This window comes from Alkaliflexus imshenetskii DSM 15055, assembly GCF_000517065.1.
Lineage (GTDB): Bacteria > Bacteroidota > Bacteroidia > Bacteroidales > Marinilabiliaceae > Alkaliflexus > Alkaliflexus imshenetskii.
Genome location: NZ_KI912105.1, coordinates 425,569 through 451,368 on the forward strand (window position 1 = coordinate 425,569; position 25,800 = coordinate 451,368).

At 43.0% G+C, this 25,800-nt stretch carries 19 protein-coding genes; 12 read left to right on the forward strand and 7 right to left on the reverse strand.

Annotated features, from left to right (window positions below; translation table 11 throughout):
• Nucleotides 1–261 precede the first annotated feature (261 nt).
• Nucleotides 262–2,082 (forward strand): glycoside hydrolase family 15 protein, encoded by a 1,821-nt coding sequence (locus ALKIM_RS0101920; protein ID WP_044117683.1) that lies wholly within the window; start codon nt 262–264, stop codon nt 2,080–2,082.
• Nucleotides 2,083–2,145: 63 nt separating this feature from the next.
• Here ALKIM_RS0101920 and ALKIM_RS0101925 read toward each other — a convergent pair whose 3' ends face one another.
• Together ALKIM_RS0101925 and ALKIM_RS0101930 are read right to left on the reverse strand one after the other, a co-directional pair.
• Complete coding sequence (locus ALKIM_RS0101925) at nt 2,146–3,123, reverse strand: tetratricopeptide repeat protein (RefSeq protein ID WP_026473182.1); 978 nt, start codon at nt 3,121–3,123, stop codon at nt 2,146–2,148.
• 122 nt (nt 3,124–3,245) lie between these two features.
• A complete protein-coding gene (locus ALKIM_RS0101930; protein ID WP_162148782.1) occupies nt 3,246–9,164 on the reverse strand; it encodes an alpha-2-macroglobulin family protein in 5,919 nt (1,972 codons plus the stop codon).
• 255 nt (nt 9,165–9,419) lie between these two features.
• Here ALKIM_RS0101930 and ALKIM_RS0101935 point away from each other — a divergent pair, with 255 nt between their 5' ends.
• From ALKIM_RS0101935 to ALKIM_RS0101970, 8 genes are all read left to right on the forward strand, one after another.
• The gene (locus ALKIM_RS0101935; RefSeq protein ID WP_026473184.1) at nt 9,420–11,462 is read left to right on the forward strand and encodes a TonB-dependent receptor plug domain-containing protein; all 2,043 of its coding nucleotides are present in this window, start codon (nt 9,420–9,422) and stop codon (nt 11,460–11,462) included.
• Nucleotides 11,463–11,491: 29 nt separating this feature from the next.
• The gene (locus tag ALKIM_RS0101940; RefSeq protein ID WP_026473185.1) at nt 11,492–12,499 is read left to right on the forward strand and encodes an ABC transporter substrate-binding protein; all 1,008 of its coding nucleotides are present in this window, start codon (nt 11,492–11,494) and stop codon (nt 12,497–12,499) included.
• 45 nt (nt 12,500–12,544) lie between these two features.
• On the forward strand, nt 12,545–13,534 hold the full coding sequence (locus ALKIM_RS0101945) for a FecCD family ABC transporter permease (RefSeq protein WP_026473186.1): 990 nt from the start codon (nt 12,545–12,547) through the stop codon (nt 13,532–13,534).
• Entirely contained in the window at nt 13,531–14,301 is a 771-nt protein-coding gene (locus ALKIM_RS17265) for an ABC transporter ATP-binding protein (RefSeq protein ID WP_218916650.1), read from the forward strand. The genes ALKIM_RS0101945 and ALKIM_RS17265 overlap by 4 nt, the downstream gene beginning before the upstream one ends.
• On the forward strand, nt 14,208–15,035 hold the full coding sequence (locus tag ALKIM_RS0101955; RefSeq protein ID WP_084555769.1) for a class I SAM-dependent methyltransferase: 828 nt from the start codon (nt 14,208–14,210) through the stop codon (nt 15,033–15,035). The genes ALKIM_RS17265 and ALKIM_RS0101955 overlap by 94 nt, the downstream gene beginning before the upstream one ends.
• 441 nt (nt 15,036–15,476) lie before the next feature.
• Nucleotides 15,477–16,559: an HlyD family secretion protein gene (locus ALKIM_RS0101960; RefSeq protein ID WP_026473188.1), complete on the forward strand. Its 1,083-nt coding sequence runs from the start codon at nt 15,477–15,479 to the stop codon at nt 16,557–16,559.
• Nucleotides 16,560–16,564: 5 nt separating this feature from the next.
• On the forward strand, nt 16,565–17,302 hold the full coding sequence (locus ALKIM_RS0101965) for a polyphosphate polymerase domain-containing protein (protein WP_026473189.1): 738 nt from the start codon (nt 16,565–16,567) through the stop codon (nt 17,300–17,302).
• A gap of 23 nt (nt 17,303–17,325) precedes the next feature.
• Nucleotides 17,326–17,997: a DUF4956 domain-containing protein gene (locus ALKIM_RS0101970; protein WP_026473190.1), complete on the forward strand. Its 672-nt coding sequence runs from the start codon at nt 17,326–17,328 to the stop codon at nt 17,995–17,997.
• Here ALKIM_RS0101970 and folK read toward each other — a convergent pair.
• Genes folK through ALKIM_RS0101985 form a run of 3 tightly spaced genes read right to left on the reverse strand, consistent with a single transcriptional unit; the run spans nt 17,994 to nt 19,477 of the window.
• On the reverse strand, nt 17,994–18,380 hold the full coding sequence (gene folK / locus ALKIM_RS0101975; protein ID WP_044117684.1) for a 2-amino-4-hydroxy-6-hydroxymethyldihydropteridine diphosphokinase: 387 nt from the start codon (nt 18,378–18,380) through the stop codon (nt 17,994–17,996). The two genes, ALKIM_RS0101970 and folK, sit on opposite strands and share 4 nt — an antisense overlap.
• 19 nt (nt 18,381–18,399) lie before the next feature.
• The gene (locus tag ALKIM_RS0101980) at nt 18,400–18,750 is read right to left on the reverse strand and encodes a FolB domain-containing protein (RefSeq protein ID WP_026473192.1); all 351 of its coding nucleotides are present in this window, start codon (nt 18,748–18,750) and stop codon (nt 18,400–18,402) included.
• A 1-nt stretch (nt 18,751) separates the two neighbouring features.
• Nucleotides 18,752–19,477 carry an SDR family oxidoreductase gene (locus tag ALKIM_RS0101985; protein ID WP_026473193.1) on the reverse strand — a complete coding sequence of 242 codons (726 nt, stop codon included), beginning with the start codon at nt 19,475–19,477 and terminating at the stop codon, nt 18,752–18,754.
• Nucleotides 19,478–19,904: 427 nt separating this feature from the next.
• Here ALKIM_RS0101985 and ALKIM_RS0101990 point away from each other — a divergent pair, with 427 nt between their 5' ends.
• Together ALKIM_RS0101990 and ALKIM_RS0101995 are read left to right on the forward strand one after the other, a co-directional pair.
• A complete protein-coding gene (locus tag ALKIM_RS0101990) occupies nt 19,905–21,788 on the forward strand; it encodes a hybrid sensor histidine kinase/response regulator transcription factor (protein ID WP_026473194.1) in 1,884 nt (627 codons plus the stop codon).
• A 372-nt stretch (nt 21,789–22,160) separates the two neighbouring features.
• On the forward strand, nt 22,161–22,889 hold the full coding sequence (locus ALKIM_RS0101995) for a peroxiredoxin (protein ID WP_084555770.1): 729 nt from the start codon (nt 22,161–22,163) through the stop codon (nt 22,887–22,889).
• A gap of 87 nt (nt 22,890–22,976) precedes the next feature.
• Here the strand turns inward: ALKIM_RS0101995 and ALKIM_RS0102000 are convergent, their stop codons facing one another.
• Both ALKIM_RS0102000 and ALKIM_RS0102005 read right to left on the reverse strand, forming a co-directional pair.
• On the reverse strand, nt 22,977–23,441 hold the full coding sequence (locus ALKIM_RS0102000) for a GAF domain-containing protein (protein WP_026473196.1): 465 nt from the start codon (nt 23,439–23,441) through the stop codon (nt 22,977–22,979).
• Between the two features lie 272 nt (nt 23,442–23,713).
• A complete protein-coding gene (locus ALKIM_RS0102005; RefSeq protein WP_026473197.1) occupies nt 23,714–24,232 on the reverse strand; it encodes an RNA polymerase sigma factor in 519 nt (172 codons plus the stop codon).
• 326 nt (nt 24,233–24,558) lie between these two features.
• Here ALKIM_RS0102005 and ALKIM_RS0102010 point away from each other — a divergent pair, with 326 nt between their 5' ends.
• Entirely contained in the window at nt 24,559–25,797 is a 1,239-nt protein-coding gene (locus ALKIM_RS0102010; protein WP_026473198.1) for an aminotransferase class I/II-fold pyridoxal phosphate-dependent enzyme, read from the forward strand.
• The last annotated feature ends 3 nt before the right edge of the window (nt 25,798–25,800 follow it).

Genomic DNA, 25,800 nt, shown 5'->3' on the forward strand with positions numbered 1-25,800 from the left:
AATGGTAAGAATGTCGGCCACATACACTTTGAATATCATCTTTATTACAAATCCGCATTTCATAAAAATCTTATGATATGTTGATTTTATAGGCCAAAATCTAAACAATAACCAACCTGATACTGTTAAATTAAACATCCTCCTTTGGTTCATCATGCCAAACTATATCTCAATTAACATTGATGTACATTGAAAAACGTTTTAAAAATTACGTTTTTTTTGCTACATTTCAAATCAAACACACGTAAAACAGCCTATATTATGACTAAAGAGTGCGAACGAAGTCTCAATTACGGAATTATTGGAAATTGTCGCAGTGGCGCGCTAATATCTAACAAAGGTGCTATGGAATGGTTGTGTCTGCCTCAGTTTGACTCGCCATCTGTCTTTGCCAAGCTACTGGATATCAACAAAGGAGGCAGTTTCGAAATTATACCGGAAACAGAACATACAATCACACAAAACTACGATGGCAACACCAACATCCTTGTGACCCGTTTTAAATGTGCTGATGGTTCTTTTGAGGTTCATGACTTTTTTCCGCGCTACAAGCTCGACAATGGTCAAGCTTATTCTCCTGCTGATGTTATCCGCTTTTTTAAACACATAAAAGGTGCACCGGTGGTTAGGTTTAACTACAATCCAAAGCTGGAGTATGCCCAATACGATACCAAAACCATCATACACAGCAGCTATGTTAAATCGATGACAACAAAAGGGGATTACAATTCTGTATATCTCTATTCGAGCATGAAGATATCGGATGTGGCATGCAGCCAGCCCATCGCAATCACAAAAGATGAGTTCATACTCATAAGCTACAACCAAAAGTTGCTTAAGCAGACTGTGGAACGCTCCTACCTGAAACTGATACGCACCAAAGCTTATTGGCTTACCTGGTCCGATCGTACCACACGATTCGGGAAATACAACGATGTGATTACCCGAAGCGCATTGGTGTTAAAGCTGCTAAGTTTCCAGAAATCAGGAGCAGTGCTTGCTGCCCTCACCACCTCCTTACCCGAGACCATAGGTGAGGTGCGCAATTGGGATTATCGCTTTTGCTGGATTCGCGATGCTTCGATGGTTATCAAAATCATGACTCACCTTGACCATTACAATCTGGCTCACCGCTATCTGAAATTTATTACCGACCTGTTGCCCGAGAAAGATGAACGCATGCAGATTATGTATGGCATCAATGGAGACAAACGTCTTACCGAAATTGAGTTGAGTCATCTGGATGGATACTGTGGCAGCAAGCCCGTGCGAGTGGGTAATGCAGCCTACAAACAAAAACAGAACGACATTTATGGCATCCTGATGGATGTGATTTACCAGCATTTCAAGCTGTTTTCGGTATCGCTGGATCACAGCGAAGAGCTATGGACCATTACGCGAAATATGATTCGAGCGGTGCAGCGTAATTGGCAACGGCCCGACAAAGGCATCTGGGAAATACGGGAGAACAACAAACACTTTACCTTTAGCAAGGTATTATGCTGGGTTGCAGTTGACAGAGCCATAAAAGTAGCTGATCTGCTTCAACAAACCGATCCAATACAGGATTGGATTAAACTTCGCGACAAAATTAAAAACGACATCATGAAAAATGCCTGGTCGGAAGCTAAACAATCCTTCACGCAGGCATATCACTACGAAGATTTGGACGCATCTGTGTTACTGATGGAGACGTATGGATTTTTATCGGGCGACGACCCTAAATATAAAAATACCGTGCTAGCCATTCAAAAAGAGCTGGAGCACAAAGGACTTATGTACCGTTATAAAAACCGCGATGACTTTGGACTTCCATCATCGGCATTCACAATCTGTTCGTTCTGGCTTATAAAGAGTTTATACATCATTGGCCACAAAGAAGAGGCCATCGAGAAATTTGACAAACTGCTTAGCTATTCAAACCATTTGGGATTGTTTAGTGAAGACCTTGATTTTGAAACCAAACGACTCCTGGGTAATTTCCCTCAGGCATACTCTCACCTGGCATTAATCGAAACTGCCATGGTATTGGGTGGCGGAAAACTGAGCAAGGAGGAGCAACTGTTGCAGATTATTCATTAAACCAACAAAAAAAAGTCTGCCGACAATAACCGGCAGACTTTTTTTGTATAAAACATAAAGCAACTATTGCACCATCAACCAATCGGCCATCATCTGATATCGATGGGAATTATCCAATAGCCACTGCATCACATCGGCCGGATAGCGACTGTATAATATGTGCATGGTGAGCGATTCGGCAAAGTCAAGTTCAGCTGCTTTTGCAAAAAAATCGGTATAAAATGTCCACATTGCATTGCGTGAATTTATCTCCACATCGCGCATGCTATTCATTAAGCCAATGGTTTGCGCTTTAAACCACTCCATTTTTGTCAGAGAATCGTTTTTATTGCTCTCCCATGCCACCGGCTCAAAGCTTGACCTGAAACCGGGACTCACCCGCGTTACCCTGCTGATGCTACCAGCTGATGCGGCCCATGTATCATACAATCGCTCAATTACTACAAGCAGATCCTGACTGTCATCGCCATCGTGGTTAAGCATGAGATAATACAAAATGGGCAGAAGTGCTTTAAGGTTCTCTCCGCGACGATACATATTCTCTCCCAAAAGAAAATGGCTTGGTGGAAAACCAGGTGCCGCCTGAATGGCCTTTAGAAGATAAGTCTCCCCCTTTTCAGAATCAAAAGGGATGGTTACCCTTCCGGCATGATACAACAGAAGATAATCACCCGGGAAAGCCTCAAGCCCCTGCTCCATCCAACGGTTGCGTTGGCGCACGTTGCCAAGTTGCTCATGAGCCAGAAATCCGGCCAAAAAAGCATCGACCGAGGGTCGTGTACGGTCTTTACGGGCATCCACAGCATGTTCAAGGGCGCGTTGCGCATCACCTTTTAGGATGTAAGCAAGTGCCAGACCGCCCAACACTTCACCATCTGCTAAGCCATGCAGAACCAATTCATTCAAATAATATAGAGCGGTTTCGGTATCGCCCGAGTGAAGCGCAGAAAGGCCTTTGTCTTTATTTTCAACGCCTACGCTCTGTGAATATAAAAACACAGGCATCAAAGCCACCAGAAAAAGAGTTGTTAATCTCATCATTTTAATTCAATTATTTATCTGCCTAAAAGTAGCCATTCCTATTCGGGATATGTAACCATCTAATAAAATTATCAATACAAACCCAACTAAAGAATCCACCAACCTAAATTTCAAAAGGTTGGCTACTTCTTAAGTTTACCAGTAACATTTATCGTGCCACCACTTCCGTATCCCGAAAAATCAGGCGCATAAAAACAACTGACGTTTACCGGGCCGGCCGATGCGCTTCCCTCATGGCTTACCACCACCTCCCAACTCAGAAGATAACGACCTTTGGGAAGATGATCAATGAACATATCGCTTCCGGCATCGGTCACGGAAAGATAGTATCCCAGACCAGATGCATACCGGTAACCCGATAGCAAATCGAGCGGCTCTAAATTTGCAGCACGAGGGGCTGACACGTGCACAAAATCCAAAGCCTGTGGCGTTTCTATTGCCAGACGGTACATTAGCCGGTCGCCTCTTGATAAAATCATATCATCGCCAACAACATGCCACTCCTCAATGCCATCCCGAACAATGCGTCTGTATATTTCAGTGTCCACATTTAAAAATCCGCCTGCCAACACATCAGCGCCCGTTTCGAAGCGACTCAGGTGCATCGAAACCCAGGACGGAGCATCACTCTTTTTATCGATTATGACATCACTGGTGCGAGACGGCAGCTCATTGCCACGCCATGTCTGACTAATAAAACCTGTTCCTGATAACCGCTTGTCATCCCTTAACCGTTGTCCCAACACACGAATGGCATCAGGTTTTGCCACACGGAAAAGATCTCTTGAAGATGAAGCAAGTGCGTAAACCGCCGAAACTGTAGCACGTGTGGTGACCCATGACTGGGTGCGTTTTTGCTGAATGAGCCAATTCTCGAGACCGGTGATGGCGCTATTTTGTGGAGACACCTCACGAAAAGCCTCCAGAGCAGCTACATGCGACTCAACCGGAGCCTGATGCCAGTATGATCCATGAGGCAGTCGAAAGCGCCGTACATCTCCCTCCTCCGAAATCAACAACTCTTCGAGCGTTGCAATAATGGAAGCAGCCTCGCTGGTACGGCCATTGCGCCAAAGCAGTGTTGCCATCAGCGATTGCAACATTACACTCTCCTTATAATCGGGCATACGAAGCTTGTCAAGCCAAAAACGTTCGGTGTCGGATAGTGATTTCCCATCCCCAAAAAATGACAAGGCATAAAGCGTATGAAGCACCTGAGAATTAGGTGTTGTTAAGCTGTCGCGGATAAACACTTCCTGCTGGCGGGCAAGTTCAGAACGCAACCATCCGCAAGCCTTCTCCACCATCGTGGAGGCCATCTCATCGGGGTTATAACCCGTTTTGTATAGAAATCCGAAACCTGCCACAATGTTTGCAGTAACCTGCTCCGAAGGAAACATACCACTGAACCAGGGCCAGGCGCCGTTATCAAGTTGCATATTTTGAAGCTGCATCAGTGCCAGTAAACCCTCCGATGATAGTTCGTTGCGGGTAACCAATCCGGCCAATTCTCTCTTGCGCTGTGATTCAGATTGAGCTTGTCTAAACCAAGGCGTAGCGGCCAGCACGGTAGATTTAAGTTGCGGATTATGCTCAAGCGCTGATAGCAATGCATCTTCATCGCCAGGCAGGGCAAGGCTCCAGGCTCTGAGTACACGCTCTATATCCGGATTTTGTCGGGTGATGTGCCCGGCAACCGAGAGCCCATAAAAGCGGTTAAATAACTGGTCTGCGCTGGCATGTGGTTGCTCTACCAACCATGGCAAAACAGAGAGTACTTCCCAGGCAGCATTCTGTGTATATGTAAAAGTAAAACGCTCCAAATTCTGAAGTCTGATACCATTGGCTATTGGTAATGCAATGCGATGGCGCCCCTTACGGATGAGTGTGACGGGTTTGGTTTCGGTAACAAGCATGCGTGATGGCAACACAGGTATCACGTGTCGTTCGCCATCGCTAAGCTCACCGGCTGAAGCTGCCACAACTACCTCAATCCCTCTGACACCATAAGGTACAACCACTTCCCAGCTCAACGAGATAGATTCAGAGGGTGAAACATGCCACCTGATTGGATGTGGCGCACCAATCTCATTCAGCTGTTTTCCGCTTACGGCATCGGTCACAATCAAATTTGCTGTGCCAGACAACCGTTTGTTACTGTTATTAAAAAGCGTAGCTGCAAAAAACAGTCTGTCCCCTTCGCGCACCACACGAGGCATATTAGGGACAATCATTAAATCACGCGATGTTATCACAAACTCGCTGGTAGTGGATGAAACACCATCTTTACGATGCGCAAGAGCCATAAAACGCCAGCGTGTAACACTCTCAGGCATTGTAAACGAGAATGACGTTTTACCATTGACATCGAACTTCAGGTGTGGTAAAAACAGAGCCGTCTCCTCCAAACGGGTTCTAACCTGCATCTCTCCTGCCCCGGCAGCATCATCCACATTTGGGGCTGAAGCTTCTTGTCTGGTGATGGGAACAGCCTCTTCATCAGCCATTGAAACTTCCTGATCAACCTCCATAAAGTTAATAGTCTCATTTGCACGGGCAGATTTGGCCATCATCATTGGATAATGCCGATGATACTGAAACAGTCCTGTCCAGAAAAACGCTGGATAAGCTTTCATAAAAACCGGCTCAACCCTGCGATGAGATATTCCTGCACCGTAAGCACCGCCAAAACCCTCCCAATACCAAGGTCTGTTTGCAAATCTGTCATAGAATGGATTCATTAAAAGACTATTGGCCATATATTGATCCAACGAAGCATCATACATCAAAGCCACAGCTTCAGCCTCATAGGGCTTACCCTCATCATCTAAAAATGTCATCTCCCATGTTTCACGACTTCCGGGAAGCAACTTGTCTCTAAAACTGCTTAAAGCCAGGCGCATCTTACGCGACGGATTGATGACACTCATTGCTTCGTTGTGACTGTAAATGCGGTTTCCATGCACCGTTAAAACCTGAATGCTTACGAGTCCATACATCGATTCGTCGACCGGAAATGAGAGACGATGCCATCTTCCATTTACCATAAGCTGGGTTTCAAGAATGGTTTCGTTGTCGCGAGTCACGTTCACAACAATTTGCCCATCATCAAAAAAAGAGCCTACGAAAAACTCAGCCGTCTCACCTGGCTGATACTCCCTAACCGGAACAATTACCGACACACCATCAACGGGTTTTAGAGGCATCCCCGATTGGTTAAAGACTCTGAAAATCTGCTCATTTTTCCGGATCGCACCACCAGCACCTACCACTTCTGTTTCAAGAAGATAATAACCGGCGCTCAGTTTTGTCTCCGGAACTAAAAATGTAGAGAGTTGTCCATTAACCTTTACACCACTCTCGAGTAAAATCTCTTTTTTATGATGGATATACCACTCTGATTCGTTCTCGGAACGAAATACCGGCTTCGTGCTATCATAAAGCAGTGTGTCGGGATGGCTCCAATAGCGCAAGGGTAGAAGCCTGTCGGGGGAATCGAGCTGAACAAGCCGGTAATGCAACTCACCTTCCACTGGTTGATTAGACATGTTAACCAGGCGGAATAGGGCCGGAATGGAATCATTTTTTTCGATAAACAAGTCCTCAATCTCAATTATCTGCCGATATGGGTCGCGCCCCAGCGTAATCACCTGCTGGGCAGAACGTGTTTCCCCACTCAAATCGGTGACATCAATAACTACTCGGAAATTCTGATTAAAAGTCTTGTCAAATTTCACATCACGTGTGGCCAGAAAAGAGATTTCCATCTCCCCCTGCTCATTGGTAATGCCCTGTCCAGAAGCAATGGCCGTCGGGGGCGAATAAAAACCACGGCGCCAGACATCTGCATATCGCTCCACACGCCACTCATAAGATGCCCCTGTTACAGGTAGTCCTGTGAAAGTGATGACCCGTGCATTGGTATGTACCGTGTCGTTTAAAACGGCCAAACCTTTGTAGGGTTCAGGTATTACCTCAAATCTTGGTCTTTTATACTCCTCAACCTGAAAATGGTGAGTTCCGAATGACGATTGCAGCATGTAACTTCCGGTAAGCAACCCATGGGGAATGTTAAAACGCCCCGACACAGAGCCAAACTCATTGGTACGAAGCGACAATTTATGCACTTCGCGACCGTTGACATCCCTTAACGATATCTCTACCATTTCATTTTGAAGCACATGCGCCACCTTTCCGTCACTTTGAAGCAAAACACCCTTAAAAAGAAGGCTTTGCCCCGGACGGTATACCATCCTGTCGGAAAAAAGAAAGAGGCGATTGACTGCAGGAGGCTCATAACCATCGTTGCCTCTGGACCACCAGCGGTTTTCAGAAAAATAGGTATCCTTGCCATGAGTAAGCATCAAGCGACGGTTGCCATGTGGTTGATCACCATCTGTAGCCAACAGGTGTCCCAGCGCATCCGTAATTCCGTGCCGCATGATTGTGGCGGATTTGCCATACCAGCCATACACGAAAGACTGCACATCAACGCCCTGGATGGGCGAACCCGTTGCCCTATCCAGCACTGTTAAAAGCGAGCCAGACGCCTGCCGCTTCTCAATAAAACTTAACCCCGACACCTGAAATGGCAAAATATGAAAAAGCTCTGCCTGAGTCAGGTCTCCCGAAAAGGGTTTGTTGGTTATAAACAGACAATAGTAGCCTACTCCCGGATTTTGAGCCCTTATTTCAGCTGTATGCGAACGGAAGTCGCCAAAATCAGGCAGTTGCGTCGTCCAGTGCGACAAAGGTTTTGTTTGGTTTATCTGTGTCGTCAGCCAATTTTCTTCTGGGTGGCGCGATGATTCAAAATCGGGAACGTCTAAGGCAAACAGATACGAGTGAAGCGTAGTTACATTTTTATAACTAACAGAGTAATAAAGGTGCGATGCAGGAGCCACTGCGGACTCACCTATCAATTGCAACATTGGCGCCAAAATCTCTTGCCTCAGGTTTTCAGACAAAAGGGCTCCCTCCGATTTGGGGTAGGCATCGGCAGCTGATTTTGTCAATGCCAGAGCCTCACGCAGGTAGTTTCTCGTGGAAGCGGCATTGTCTGGCTGCTCCGCCAAAGACTTAAGAAACAATGCCCGATAATACATCGCGAGCGAATATTCCGGAACCCTGCGTGCACGTTGAATAATCTGCTCCAGAGACGCTTCATACACCTCATCGCCATTATCGCCGGTAAAACGGTGTTTGAGCAGATTGAGCCGCGTTAAATCAGCATCGGTTAAAATAGAGACATTGCCGCGCTTTTGGATGCTCTTTAACCACTTCTGAAGCACAATGATAGCCCTTACAGCAGGCTCATCTGCGTAAGCGATATCAATCTCAAGTTTTAGAAAACGCTCAAGTGGCTTCAACAAATCAATATCTTCGAATGCGTAGCTGTTGGCATCGGGGAGTTCAAATAAACCTCCGCCAAGTAACTCCTCCACAGTTTTCACGGCCAGCAAATCGTATAACGAAGGACGAAGATGCGCTTTTCCAAGCGTACCATCCAACAACTTTTGATAATCAGTGGTTGATGCCTGCAACAAAACATCAGTATCATGAAGCGATTTTAAATAGTGATACATGGCTTTGCCAGAGACTTCGGCTGCGCTCATTTCTCTGATCTTAATACTGCCGGATTTAACCTGAGGTTGTTCGAGCAGCCTCCAGCGATTTTGATTGTAGTAGTGTTTGTATAAATCACCTAAAAACGCGTGGGTTAAATGACGTGCCACTGGCCATAGACCATCCACATCGGCTTCGAGTTGTTCAATCATGCTCACCAGTGCATCATCATCAAGTTCCTGGTTATATTTATACCTGTAAGCCAGCGAGCGAACAAAATCAGCTGTGAGCCGTTGCTCACGACTCACCTCATATATCCCGTTCACTACTACAAGGGCCGACCGTGGTAATGACCGACCCTCTAATGAGTCGACCTGTTGCCACATTGCCGAAACATCGGACTGTTTACGGTTCTTTTGGGGTTGTCCATGAATATGGATGCAAACCATCAATCCAACTAACATTAAGAATCTCATTAAAATCTGTATTAAGTGATTATGCGATATGAAGGTGAGACTACAAAGATTATCTGAATGCATCAACACATAACCGCAATTGTTATCAAAGTTAAGAAACAAAAAAGAGAGGATGCAAAAATATAGTTTGGTTGCTTGGATTAACAGCAGATTAACGCCATCAAATTTGATTGCGTTATAAAAAACAATAATTTTGATGTTTGATAACACGATTTTCAAAAATCGTATTACCATATTTTTACTCAAACTTTAATTATGCAATACCGAAAACTCCGAACGCTCAGCCTAGCCTCCTTATTGATTATTGGCAGCAACTCACTTGTGGCACAAACGGCCATACAAGACAGCATCAATCTGAACGAAGTGGTAATTACCGGCTCAAAAACCTCACGTTTGCCAGGCAACGTTACCCAAAAAATTGATGTAATCTCCTTAAACGATGCACAAATGATTGTGCTGGGACAAAACAACATTGCCGAGGTTATAGCCCAAAAACCTGGCGCATCGGTAAGTGCCCTATCGCGTAACGATGCCAACTGGGGAACATACGCCGGTATTGGGCCAAAATACAGCACCTTCATGTTAAACGGACTGCCACTCGACGCTTTTGTTGACCCCATGAACCTTGATATGATGGCTTTTGAGCGTATCGAAATCCAGCGAGGACCAGCTTCGGTGCTCTATCCCAACTATCTGAGTCAGGATTTTGCCGGAAATCAAAGCCCACTGGCCGGAACAATCAACCTCATTGGACGGCAAAAGGTGAACCGTCAACTAAGCACAGCATCCATGGCGTATGGCTCATACAATACTTTAAACGGACAACTGTATCATCAGGATGTGAAGGACAATTTAAACTATTTTGCAGGACTCTCTTATGAAACCTCCGATTATACAAATTATGGCACCGAGGGCTCATGGCTTAACATGAACAAAAACCCAGAATACACCAAGCGAAAACTCTTTGCAGGAGCAACTCAATACTATGGTGAAGAGGATGCACACAAATTATCAGTATTTATAAATCAAACTGCACATAAAGGCGATGCGGGGCGCACCTACCGCGGCTTTGACCATAACTACACCACTGTTAATGTGAACCAGACATCCACCCTTAACAGTTTTATGGTTTTAAATGCAGGCTTCGGACTTAGGGTGTATGACAGAAATTGGCAGGAAAGCAGTTTTATGATGGATTCCGACGTTGAAGTGCTCGATTCAAATAACGGGGCGTATCAACGCATTTTGCCTGCCGACATAAATCTGACCATTAATCATGGCAAAAATCACTCTTTTATTGTGGGTACAGATTTTCAAAGCGCGGCCTACCATACCCACTCTGACCCACTTCAGGGTTATAAGAGTTATGGTAATAAATCACGTTCTGCTCAGTATGGCCTGTATGCACAGGAAGAACTTCTTCTTAACAATCTGATTTTAAGAGGTGGATTGCGCTTTAACCACATCAGAAACACCATTGACATGATGGAAGGAGGCAAACCTGGTGAGCCCGAAACCGATTGGAGTCGCCTGCTTTTTAGTCTCGGCGCCAAGTACCATGTCGCCTCAAGAGTTGACCTCTACGCCAATATTGGCAACAGCTTTATGACACCGGGGCTTAAATCCATTGGTGGCACCATTCCTCTGAGCGACCGCAACCAGCCGGGACGAAACGGGCATCTGCCAAATCCAAATCTTAAACCTGAATCGGGGCTGGGAATGGATTTGGGTACTAACATGAATCTGTCAAATCTTAAAATTGGTGTGCGTGGATTTTACAATATCATTGACGACGCCATCATTGATGTGGCAGTGAGTGATGTACCTTCGCAATCTCAATCAATTAATGCCGGAAAAACCATTGCGCATGGATTAGAGGTTGAAATTAAACATGTTATCAACAACAACATATCATGGTTTTATAATAACACCTTTATGAAATCAAGAATTAAAAACAGTTCGGATCCTGAACAACACGATGCCAATGTGCCCTTTGCCCCGGAACAGGTAGCCAATATTGGATTTACAGTTAAAAGCAACAGCGGTCTTACCATACGCCCTGTGCTCAACTATACCGGAAAATACTATGACTCCAGTTCTCTTATCTGGCGAAACGACTTCACTCCGGGTACTTTGGTTAACCTTTATGCATCACAACAATTGGTGAAAAAGCCGAGCCATCAGATTGATCTATTCACCCAAATGTATAACATCACCAACAATCGCTATGAAATGCCCTGGCAATTCAGAAATACAGGCTTTTCGATGATGGCTGGCATCAGGGTTTCTTTTGAATAACTAACTTTGCATCTCAGCAAATTGATAAAATGCGAAAGAACTTACAATCCATTGTAACACATATCTGTTTCCTCTGTATTCTGATTTTTTCAGGATGCGGCGGAAACACCCCTGCTTCATCCTCTCAGGAACAAGCCATCACCGTTACTGACTTTCGCGGAAAATCCATACATCTGTCACAACCTGCTCAAAGAGTTGTTTGCCTCATCGAAAGTGCATTGTCAGGCATCTACATGCTGGGAGCCGAAGAATCGGTTGTTGCTGTTCCCGCAGAAGTTTATCACGGACAAGTGGCTGAAAGGTATGCATCACTCGATGTAAGAATTGCTAACAAAGAGCTGCCAGCGCCGGGAAACTGGGATTTTATTAGTCTGGAACAGATAGTTGCTCTTAAGCCCGACTTGGTAATCATCTGGGCATCACAAACCGATGCCATTGCAAACATCGAGCGACTCGGCATTCCTGTTTATGGCGTTATGCTACACAGTTTTGAGGATGTTTATAAAGAGATTCATGATTTTGGATTATTGCTAAACCAACAAGAGCGAGCCGAATATCTCATACTACACACGCAAAATTCATTAAAACAGCTAAAGGAGCAAAGCCAAAATCGGAAGCCCCAAAGAGTATATTTTATGTGGGCACAGGGTATTAATCACACATCTGGTAAAAACAGCACTGTTAACCAACTGCTGCAAGCTGCTGGAACTATGAATGTAGTTGACATGCCCCAGGAGCATTTAACGGTAAATGTGGAGCGTATCATTGAGTGGAACCCCGACATCATTGTGATGTGGTACAATGACAAACTTACAGAAAACGATGTAATTAACCATCCGCTTCTTCAGGGCATTAATGCCACCAAAAACAAACGTGTTCACATGTTGCCCACAGTGTTCGACTGCGATTTGTGGACGCTTAAGATGCAACATGCAGTTAAACTGGTTGCCAACTGGGCTCACGGAAGCGATAACACCACATTTGATGAAGCACAGGAATTAAAGCAGATGTACCGAACACTATATAATATTGAGTAAAACGGCTAACTTGAACCTCCGTTATTACCTGATAAGACTAAAAAAATGAACCGGAAGATATTCAAATGGATTGTTTACTTATTGCCGCTTCCGGTAATAATGCTTTCGTTATTCATTGGCCCGTCGGGTAACACGGGGCTTAGCGCTCTGGTAAAGCATCTTTTAATAGGTAACGAATCATTTAACCCGGAGCTGGCCTATAATATTCTTGTAAATGTAAGGATGCCTCGCATCCTTTTGGTATTCTTCACAGGCGGCGTACTCGCCATCTCAGGAGCGGCGCTTCAGGCCGTTTTCCGTAATCCATTGGTCGATCCTTACGTGCTCGGTCTCTCCTCGGGTGCAGCATTTGGAGCTGCATTGGGACTTTGGGTTGCCGTAATTCCGGTTCAGCTATCGGCATTCACTTTCGGACTGGCAGCAGTGGGTCTATGTTATTTCATGGCACGTAAAAACAAACAGGTTTCCATTGTTTCTTTGATTCTTGCAGGCATTATTACCAACGGCATTTTCACTGCTCTGCTTACCATCATTCAGGTGTTGAGCGACCCATTTAAACTGCAAAGTATTGTGCACTGGACCATGGGCAATTTCCACAATGCCGATTGGGTTAAAATACAAACAGCAGCCTTGCCTATGTTTGCCGGATTCCTTATATTGTTTATTCTTCGCTGGAAACTAAACGTCATTGCTTTAGGTGATGAAGAAGCTGCCTCAGTGGGATTGAACCCCAGAAAACTGAAAATCTGGATTTTGCTTGGAGCCACATTGGCAGGCTCGGCAGCCGTTGCCGTAGCAGGCATCATAGGACTTTACGGCCTCATTATTCCGCACATGGTGAGGATGATATTCGGTGTTGACAATCAGAAAACCCTGCTCATAAACTTTCTCATGGGTGGCACATTTTTAACCCTCATCGACAACATATCAAGAACAATGGCTGGCTTTGAAATTCCCATCGGGGTTTTTACTATGCTCATTGGTGCGCCCTTTTTTATATGGTTGCTTAAAAAATCAAATGCTGGTTGGGAATGAAAACCAATAACATCATAGAAATCACAAATCTGAGCTTCGGCTATCGGAACCAACAAATCCTCAAAGAGGTATCTGTGGCCTTTCCGGCTAACGAGTTCTCAGTGATTCTGGGACGCAATGGTTCGGGCAAATCAACACTGCTCAGACTAATTGCCGGACTGCTGCCCCACTGCAAAGGCGCCATACGCATCAACGGCATCGAACTAAATAATTTGAGTAGCGCCCACCGTGCCTACCTTGTTGGATTTCTGCAACAAAGCCACAAGCCGGTATTCCCTTTCACTGTTAAAGATGTGGTATTAACCGGAAGGGCAGCTTTTATTGGCTATCTGCCCACAAAAGAAGACCATATAGCTGTTGATGATGCCATGGAGCGCACAGCCATCACGCATCTTCAAAGCCGATTATATACCGAGCTTTCAGGAGGAGAACAACAGCTGGTGATGCTCACCAGACTCATTGCACAACAGCCCGACATACTTTTGCTTGACGAGCCCATAAGCCACCTGGATTACAACAATCAGATCCACATCATCAAACTGATAAAACAACTTGTGAATGACGGCTTTACAATCATATCGGTACTGCATGATCCGAACATGGCCTTTCTTTTTGGGGATAGATTCTTTTTTGTAGATGACCAAAAAGTATATGCCGACAACAGTTCCGAGCCATGGAAATCGCCTCTAATCCACAAGGTTTTTCACAACAGCATTGTGCCTGTGCCCCACGCCGGGAAAATGCTCTTTATACCTTCGCTGCAATGATTGAAAACCACATTCGAATACTTGCAGAAGCATACGATGCCGGTGCCGAAGAGGAGTACCAGCGGCTGGCAGAGTCGGGGCGCAAACTTCTGGAATTTGAACGTGTTTGTGATGCCGTGGAATCCAGAATTAAAGCCGATGACGTAATTGTTGATATTGGCAGTGGCCCGGGCAGATATGCCGAATACTTTCTTGACAAAGGCTATAGACTTGGATGCGTTGATCTTTCAGCCAGATCGCTCAAACTCTTCAGCGATCGAATCTCTGATCGCCATAATGAAAAACTCATCTTTAATAAAGTTTCCTGCGCCACGCAACTGCATTGGATTGATGACGACACTGCGGATGCTTTGCTTTTAATGGGGCCAATGTACCATTTAACAACCTCAGAAAAGAGACTGAAAGTACTCAGACAGTGCCAGAGAATTTTAAAGCCTGATGGGCATCTTTTTGTGATGTATATGTCGCCTCACCCGGTATTTTCCACCGAACCCTGGTTACAGAATAACATGTTGCAGCATCCCAACGGCATTGTTACATACACTAGTTTTAAAGAGCGTATTGTTCCGCAGTTCAGATGCACAGCGGTGCAGGCTTCGGAGGAAGCAGCGCCCTATTTTGAATCAACTCAGAGGGTGGAGATCTTTGACTCAGAAACCAACAATGCCAATGATTCGGCTCCCCAGTATTTAATGATATATAAAAACAGTAAGCGCTTTAATCAAACCAGTTAACAAACGGCTTCTTAATCCAGCTTTTCAATCCTCTCCAAAAAGGCTGTATGCTGGTATATTGATTCCCTGCAACAATCGCGCCTCTGTAAAACACAACACTACGAATCATCTTTATTAACAGACAACTATCCACATTTTTTGAAATCAAACCTAAGTGACTGTTTTAATTCATATTAATCTGCGTTTAGGATAATAAGAAGTAAGATATTTAGGCCGATTGATAAGATTAATCTAATTATCTTTCTCAACTACGCTATCTGTCAAAAATCTAAAAGTCTTAGCTCTAAATCATGTTTTATAAATAAAATCAAACAATTGCGAAGTATTCACTTAATGTAAACTTAACTTAAAACTAACGCCAAACACCTAAAAATTTGTTAAAGCGGCTATAAATGTTAAATTTGCATATTGTAACATATACAAACAGACAGATTCGCGCACATGAGAATAAATTCAAAATCACTAATTTCAATTCCGATAATACTTCTTATTCTCATCGTGTCTTTCACTTTCCTGAAAATCCCCTACAACGTTGAAAGCAACGGAATCATTGTGCCTGCCACCGAATGGCGACTCGAAAAAACTTCCGATGGCATCATTATAAATATTCTGAAAGACAACCTGAACAACACGGTACCAAAGTTCACAGTAACCGAATTTCAGCGCGGCGACCACGTCACATTTAAAATCTCTGACCACCTTGAGGTAAACACGCCGGTTAACAAAGGCGATACCATTGGCATAATTCATAGTCACCTTGAACTACTTAGGTTAATTCAACTTAAAGGAGAGCTGGAGGAGAAAAAACGACTAAGAGAGGTATATCTTACCGGCGACAAACCGGAAGTTATTGCCGCCGCATACGAAAATATGCGTATGGCCGAAACCGAACTCGAGACACAAACAAAACAATATGAAAGAGCCAAATTGCTTCACCAAATGCAAGTAATTGCCGATCAGGAACTGGAACTGGCGGCCAACGATTACAACGTAAAGCAACAACAACTCAATATCAGCAGAGCTCAATATCAATCGCTCCTTTCAGGCTCAAAAAAAGAGGAGATTCTGCTTATTGATGCCACCATAGTTTCATTACAAAACCAAATAGAGACCACCAACGAGCGCATTGAGGCATTTGTCATTACCGCGCCCATCTCAGGAGTTCTCAGCACCACGGGCCTCAACAATGTGGACGGTAACAACAGCCTGGCACGCATCATTTCTGCTGACAATATGATTCTGCACATGCCTGTTGAACTTAACCATCTGACCTATATACATCAGGGCATGCCGGTTTTTGTTGAAAACCTAATGTTTACGTTACCCGTAAAAGGATATGTCAATTTGATTGATAACAACGTAGAACAGATCAATCAACGACAGGTGGTATTTGTTTCATCACAGCTAACAGCCGAAAACCAAACCATACTGCCAAACATAAGGGTTAAAGCCCGCATCGACTGCGGAAACATTTCCCTGACAGAATATTTAAAACGTTTGACAAACACCATATACCACAACTAGCATAAATGTTAAGATACGAGCGTAAATATCTGGTTCCCAACGAACAAATGGAAGACCTCCGAAAAAGGTTATTACCATTTGTTGTGCCCGATAGTTATGCAACACCCGATGAAAACGGCATTTATCAATATACTGTCAGAAGCATCTATATGGACTCTCTGGACATGGAATGCTATACCCAAAAGGATAGCGGCATCAAACTGCGTCGCAAACTGCGCATCAGAGGGTATAACCATTTGAATGAGAACAGCAAAGTGGTTCTGGAAATAAAAAGAAAAATTGGCAACCGCATAAAAAAGCATCGCTCCACCTTGCTTTTCAGCGATTTGGACGAGATGATGCGCAATCCAACGCTCGAAAATTACATCACGGGTAAGAGAAGTATGGATCTGGATGATGCAAAGCGCTTTTTCTTCCATCTTAAGAAGAAACAATACAGGCCGAGCAACCTCGTTGTGTATGAGCGTGAGGCGTATCAAGGCAAAATAGATAGCGGCGTAAGAATAACCTTCGATAAAAACATCCGAAGCAGAATTTATCCGCGGCTAAATACTCTTTATGATGATTTCAACCTCAAGCACCTTTTCAACAACCACTTTGTACTGGAAATCAAATATTTTACAGATGAAATGCCCATTTGGGCCCGCTCACTGGTTTATGATTTTAAACTGCGGAATGACGCCATATCCAAATACACAATAGGTTACGATGTGAACAAGTTTAACAAAAAACTAACCTACTGATTAATAACATCAGCACAAGCATTATGAATGACATTCAAAGTATTTTTACTTTCAGCATAACAGTAACCGATGTTTTTGGAAACGTTTTGGTAGCCATGATATGTGGTTTTCTCATCGCCTTGCTATACAAACACACATATAAAGGTTTAAATTACTCATCGGCCTTTACCATATCCATCATCATGCTCACCATGATAACTGCCATAGTGATTATGGTCATCGGGAACAACCTGGCAAGGGCGTTTGGTATGGTTGGCGCCATGTCCATTATCCGTTTTCGCACAGCTGTAAAAGATGCGTCAGACATCATGTTTATTTTCTTCGCCCTGGCAATAGGTCTGGCTGCCGGTGTCAAACTCTATTCTATTGCATTTTTGGGAACCTTCATGGTTGGAGGGGCGTTTCTGCTGGTGAATCAATTCAGTTTCTCCCTCTCGGGGAAAAAGGAGTTTTTGATGCACATCACTACCAATGGCAACGGTATAGCCGACAATCCCTTTGGCGAATTATTTGGCAGTTATTGCCGTCGCCACAAGCTGGTAAACGTAAAAACCATTGGCGATGAATTTGATCAGATTATGGAATACTCTTACTACATCAATTTAAAGAGTGAAGACAAGGGAAGTGAACTTGTAGCCCAATTGCGCAAAATTGATGGTGTACACCAGGTAAACCTCTTTTTCGACGAAGATTAACCCTTTACACCATTAATCTCTTCAACGGCGTCTCTGATGAAAACTCTTGTGTGATAATCGTTGTCAACAACATCATCGTTCCAAATCACTACGTCCAAATCGATGTTTCGCGGGCCATACTTGGGCAGTGTGCGATCCCGTCCCATCGTGTCTTCAATTGATTTCAGATGCCGCGCAACCGCATCCATATCAAACGAAGTTGATATATAAACAACACCATTCAAAAAATCAGGCTGCTCAGTAATACCAATGGGCTTGGTAGTGCGGTACGACGATATGGCCAGAACCTCACAATACTCGCGCAGGAGCTTAATGGCCATCGAAAAATTAGCATGCGAATCAATGTTGGAACCCATGCTTATATATGCCCTGTTTGTATCCATCGAACTTGTGATTTACCAGCTATCTTGATTTACGGACAGAAAAGGATACACTCTCAGCAAACCGCAGAGCATGGGGTTTTTCAACCTCTACCCACACCGATTTCACGCGTTCGTTGTTCAGGACATGATTTGCCACCTCATTGGCAATCTTTTCAAGCAGATTAAAACTTTTTCCCTCTACCATTTCAATGATATCCTTACAAATGGTTCGATAATTAAGCGCCTCAACGGGTATGTCAGATAACTCTTCACCGCGAAGGTCATAATCGATTTCAATATTTAGTATCAAATCCTGCTTCTTTCCAATTTCATGTGGATTGAAACCAACCTGTGTTCTGAGCAGAAGCTTCTTTATTGATATCTGAGCCATATTATGAAATTAAGTGGGCACCCGAATCACAAAAAATAATCTGTCCGGTTACCGAACTGTTTGAAACAAGAAAATAGGCACTATCTGCCAAATTATCAAGAGAGACGGTTGATTTTAGCGGAGTATTCTCTGATACACGTTGCAAATGGCTATTGTCAGCACCCGGAGGCGGCAACACTGGACCTGGCGCTACGGCATTCACACGCACATCTGGCGCCCACTCAAGTGCAGCCATTTGGGTAAGATGCATCAGCGCTTTTTTTGCGATGGCGTATGCCGCATGTGACGAATTGTGATTGGTTACGCGTGTGTCCAGAATGTTGATTATACATCCAGATTTAAACCTGTTATAAAACGCCTGCATCAGAAAAAATGGCGCATCAAGGTTAATCACCATCTGGCGGCGGTATAGTTCGTATGGCGTCTCACTAAGCTGGGCAGCCTCAAACACAGATGCATTGTTTATGAGCACATCGATGGATGAAATACCTTCTGGCAATGTATCAAAGAGCTGTTGAGCAGCAGCAATGGGGTTGCTCAAATCTGCTTTCACAACGGGGAAAAGCGCTTGTGGATACTTTTCTGACAATCCTGAAGCCAACACCTTTGCAGCATCAAAATTGCTATTGCAATGCAATATAACATTATACCCCCTGAATGCAAACAACTCAGCCAGAGCCTTTCCAACTCTCACTGCAGCGCCGGTTATGAGAACTGTTTGTGACATATACAATCATTTATTATGCGATTTGACCAAACCCAAAAATTAACCATACGTTCGATCAAAAAATGTGTACTCATATAAACTGGTAAAGATTAAGAACGAAATTTTGAAGCAACTGTTTAGAATTGTATCAAAATAATTTTTGGAGTCCTATTTCTGTTGATGTATTATTTAAAAGTAATAAAATTACAATTCCCTTGATGGCCAATTAAAACATTCAATAGAAGTAATTGAAATCACATAATTTTAAAAGGGATTAATAATACTGAGAAAATCACAAATATAGAGACACAAAACAAACCTTAAAACACTCTGAGAAAGGCAATTTGCCTACCATGAATATGGGATATAAATATGCAATATTTTGTGAAACAGATATTGCCTTCGCCTCCATGTTGATATAACTTGCGGTAATTTAAATTCAAATTACATGGATTTTTTTACCTGTCAGTTGCTGGATGAGTTTAACTGGATGGATTGGAGCAGTTTTGCAGCTATTCCATTTATTGACGGTATGTCGGCCATTGACAATCGAGTGCATTTATTGCTGAATATCCCTCACTGGCAAAATGAATGGTTGTATGCAATTGTACCCATTGTGTCAATCGCCATCCTTTATTACATCAGACGGATTGAGATTTCACGTATCAATCTAAGAAGCAACATCAAGCAGGCCGAAACAGAAACTCGCAGGTTAAAAGAGCTGGATCAGATAAAATCACAGTTTTTTGAGAATATCTCACATGAGTTGCGTACTCCTTTAACATTGATAAAAGGACCGCTGGAACAAATTATACAGGAAAATAGAGATCCTGACAAAACAGCAACCCTTCAGCTAATACATTCAAACACCCAAAAAATTTTGCATCAGATTAACCAACTGCTGGATTTATCAAAACTTGAAAGTGGCGACTACAAAGTGTCCGTTTCAAAAGGTAACATCGTATATTTTCTGCAGGGATTGGTCATGTCATTTGCATCGCTGGCAGAGCATAAAGAACAGTCTCTCTCATTCAACATCAGTGGCATAGATAATTTACCTGCCCTTAACCGGAAATTTTATTATGACCGCGACATCATCGAAAAAATCATTAACAATCTGCTTTCCAACGCCATTAAATTCACCCAAAAAAACGGCAGAATAGCACTCTGCATATCTGAATTGCCATCATTGGGAAGCGAAGGTATGCTCGAGATTGTAGTGGAAGACAGCGGCATTGGCATTCCGGCCGATAAGCTGCCGTATATTTACAACAGATTTTACCGGGTAGGCCACCCGACCCATCAATATCAGGAAGGATCAGGAATTGGGCTTGCTTTTGTGAAAGAACTGGTGCGTGTACACCATGGTGAGATAACTGCATTTAGCGAAGAAGGCAAAGGCACTTCGTTTAAAATACACCTGCCTTTAGGCATAAAAAACTATTGCCGTGAACAGATAACTTGTAAACAATCACCACTTACACGTTCACGATTAGTGAATCAATCAAAAAGTCAGCACAACAACAACACAAACAACGATAAGAATCTGCTCGTCAATGAAATGCCAATCATTCTGGTAGTTGAAGATCATGAAGAAGTAAGTCAATACATTCACGATTGTCTTCGAAAACATTTTAACATTATCATAGCCGAATCAGCTTTGGATGCGCTTGAACTGGCAAAGAATAAAATACCTGATTTAATTATCAGTGATGTGATGATGCCCGGGAAAGATGGCTTCTCATTTTGCAAGGAGATAAAATCAAATGATGCAACCAGCCACATTCCGCTTATGTTACTCACGGCCAAAGCCACCAATGAAGATAAAATTCAGGGATTAAAGAATGGTGCAGACGATTATCTGACAAAACCATTTAATCCGGGTGAGTTGCTGTTACGAGCCAGCAACCTCATTGAAAGCCGTAGGCTATTGAAACAAAAATTCAACAAAAACACCATCATAAAACCGGGAGAAATATCCGTTACGCCGCGCGACAAGTTGTTTATTGAGAAATTGATAGCGGTGATTGAACTCAACATGTCCAACGAAAAATTCTCTGTTGCCGATCTGGCCAGAGAGGCCGGCATGAGCCAATCACAAATACACCGCAAGTTAAAAGCTGTAATTGGTCAAACAGCCATACAGTTTATCCGTTCCATACGCATGGGTCACGCCAAAAAACTTCTCGAACACAACAGCGGTAACATTACCGACATAGCCTACATGGTAGGATACAGCGATCCGGGCTATTTTTCAAAATCTTATCTGGCCTTTTTTGGTCACCTGCCATCAGAAGCAATAAAAAGAAATTCAGCCACAGCACAACAATGATTTGGAAAATTGCATTTACAAGTAGCAAAAAAACATTCAAGCATCTCATCCGAAACATCCTTCCACTTAAAATCGGTCAGCTATTTAAAATTTCAAATATGTTGGCTCAACCAAACTCCATCGCACAAAACAGCAAAACAGCTCAAAACAGATGCTATCCATTATAAACAATGATAGGATAATTTATTTCTGCACCACAATGAAACCTTTTGCGCGCAAAGAATCCTCCATACATTCATAATCCTTCGCATTGGTTTATTCTCCGGATCAAAAATTTCCTAATAAATGACAAATTTCTCCTCACGCCAGAGGATAGAACAGTCATAGATTTGCCCTGTAATTAAAAATAATTCACCCAAAAAAACATGAATCATGAAACGTTCTCTATTACTATTTGCAGGCTTATGCCTGATTATGTGCCTGAGTCTGGCTCAGAACAAAAAAAACGCAGAAACACCTCTGATTGGCTCAGAAGCTCCGGCTTTCACTGCCATCTCAACCCACGGCACACTCAACTTTCCTAATGATTTTGGCGACTTCTGGAAAATTCTCCTATCCCACCCTAAAGATTTTACGCCGGTTTGTTCATCCGAACTTCTGGAACTGGCTCATCAGCAAAAAGAATATAAAGAACTAGGAGCCAAACTTATTGTAGTCTCTACCGACAAGCTGGATTCTCACCTACATTGGAAAGCGGCACTTGAAGAGATCAGTTACAAAGGACTCGACCCTGTGAAAATCAATTTCCCGTTGGTTGATGATCATCAGTATGTAATCTCAAAAAGTTACGGTATGATTCATTCACAAGCCAGTCTTGAAGAGAATATCAGAGGTGTTTTCATCATCGACCCCGACAATAAAGTACGAGCCATCTACTTTTATCCCATGGAAGTGGGGCGAAATATGGAAGAATTAAAACGAACCCTTATTGCCCTGCAGACCAACTACCGGAATCAGATGGCATTAACACCCGCCAACTGGCAACCAGGCGAAGATGTAATGGTTCCTTTTCTTAAGGATGAGGAGCTGGCAGAGCTAGGTAACGTTGACTCAAAAGTCTATCAGAAAGCATGGTTTATGTCGTATACTACCGAATATTAAACCAATAAAACAGACGCAGAGATTAAAATCACTTTCCGATTTTGATCTCTGCGTTTATATTCATACAATTATTTAATCCCTATGTTGTTAGGCCCGATAAACCAACTGCACAATTTTTTCGAGATGAATGCGATCCACATCGTCAAACTGTGATAACTCCCTACTGTCAACATCTAAAACCGCCACCACGCTGCCGCTATGATTGCGCACCGGAACTACAATTTCGGACTGGCTTAGTGGAGAACAGGCGATATGCCCCGGGAAATCATGCACATTAGGCACCACCACACTCTTTCCTGTGTTAATGCCGGCCCAACAAACACCGGTGTCCTTCTTCAACTTAAGACATGCTACAGGTCCCTGATAAGGTCCAACCACCAAGTCATCCCCATCCAAAAAATAGAACCCTGTCCAGAAATAACCTTTCATTTTGTGGTGCAACAATGCGCTGATGGTGGCCATTCGTGAATACGGATTGTTGGTGGCGCCTATAAGCTGCTCAATCTGTGTGTAGATACGGGTGTATCTCTCTGCTTTGGTGTTATTACTCATATATAAATTAAGAATTAGACCTAGTGATAATAAACAAATGCGAATGCACTACGCAATTGAAGCATACAGCGCATTAGCGTGCGACGGGCTATATGCCGTAAGCCTGCAAAAACGAAGGTTCTAATGTATCAAAAGCCACAATAATAAACAACAGCCGGTTTCAGAAAACTAAAACCGGCTGCCCACTCATCTACTAAACCTAAACCCAAAACTATCTATTCTATCATTTAAGCACTCAATTGCTTGTTTTGTTCAAAAAAAATGTCACAAAATTAATTAACGTAATTGCCTTCGCTGTCGCGCAACATCTCCTGAAGTTTCTTTCTGGTAAAGAAAATGCGACTCTTCACAGTACCAATCGGTAAATCCAGATGTTCAGCAATCTCTTTATACTTATACCCATCGGTATGCATTTTAAAGGGAATCCGAAACTCGTCTTCAAGCTTATCTATGTAACGGTTCATTTCCACCACACTTTGCACCATTTCAGGTGTCTCCGATGCGTAATTTTGTCTGTATGCAACTTTAAAAGCGTCATCAGTCCCATCAAAAGTATTTCTTGTTTTCTGGTTCCGACGATAGTTGTTGATAAAAGTATTCTTCATAATGGTAAACACCCATGCCTTGAAGTTGGTGTTTGCCGTAAACTGATTGCGGTAAGTTAACGCCTTCAGTATGGTTTCCTGCAACAAATCCCTTGCATCTTCATCATTTGATGTTAGGCTTAATGCGAAATAAAGTAACTTATCCTGCAATCCAAGCAGGCGATTGTTAAATTGAATCGTTGTCATGGCTGATGGTTTTTGTTTGATTTTTGTATAACAAATATACGCAAACCATAAACACATGCAAATTATTTCGACACTTTTTTTTCATTTAATTAGACTGTTTCTAAATAAGAATTATTCCATTATATTAATATACAATTATTTACAAGAGATGTCAAGTGCTTTTCTAAATTAATTGTTAAGATTGAACAAAAATAACGTTAAACAAAAAGACTCTGAGTCTCAACACATTTTAAAGAGTTGATTATCCGCAATTAATGTCACTATATTGGAAAAAACTAATAATTTTGCAGTGCAGTAAGACAAATTTAATCTAAACCGAAACCATAATGCAACATATTTCTTCCAAACTTATACATGGCATTCCGGACAACTCAGACAATATTAACCACCGCAGCTTAAAAACGCCCATTTATGAAACCGCTTCCTTTGATTTTGAAACAACGGAAGAGATGGAAAGCGCATTTAAAGGCGAATCAGATGCCTTTACCTATTCCCGAATTACGAACCCCACCGTATCTGAACTGGAAAAGCGCCTGAAACTGTTCGGTGGTGCTGCGCATTGCTTATGTGTCAGCTCTGGTATGGCTGCCATTTCAAATGTGTTTGTCACGCTTTGTGCTTCGGGGGATAACATCATCACCTCTAAATATTTGTTTGGCAACACCTGGTCGTTTTTTGCAAAAACATTGAAATCGTTTGGCGTTGAAGCGAGGTTTGTGGATATGGAAGACACAAAAGCACTGCATCAGCACATAGATAAAAACACAAGGGCCATCTTTTTGGAGTTGCCTACAAACCCACAACTCATCCTTTTTGATGTAAAATCAATTGCCGCCATTGCGCAACAGCATAACATTCCTTTAGTTGTCGACAACACCGTTCTTACCCCGTATTTATTCAATTGCAGCAATTACGGTGTTGACATAGAGGTTTTCTCCAACACTAAATTTATATCAGGAGGTGCCACCTCGATTGGCGGAGCCATACTCGTTCACAATTCAGAAAAATGGTCGCACATACCGAAACTCACTCAAGATTACCAGAAATGGGGTTCACAAGCATTTTATAAGCGTCTGTATAAAGAAATCTTCCGAAACCTGGGAGCTTGTTTATCGCCCAACAGCGCCTATTTGCAGTTATTGGGACTAGAAACCATCACGCTGCGTATTGACAAGGTATGTGACAACACCTTAGCTGTCACCAACTTTCTGGCAAACCATCCAAATGTAAAACAAACAAACAGCCCGTTGCTACCTGATAGTACGTATCATGATAGAGCAAATGAACTTACTGGTGGAAAAACAGGATGCCTTATCAATTTTGAACTGGAGAATAAAACGACCTGTTACCGCTTTATGGACGCTCTTAAAATGATACGGCGTGGCACAAACTTCTGCGACAATAAATCGATGATAATCCATCCCGCATCAACCATATACTGGGATTTAACGGTTAGCGAAAAAGAAGAGATGCGCATCAGCGAAGGAATGATTCGCCTATCGGTTGGGCTGGAGAATGTTCAGGACATTATTGATGACATAAACCAAGCTCTGAAACATTGCTAAACT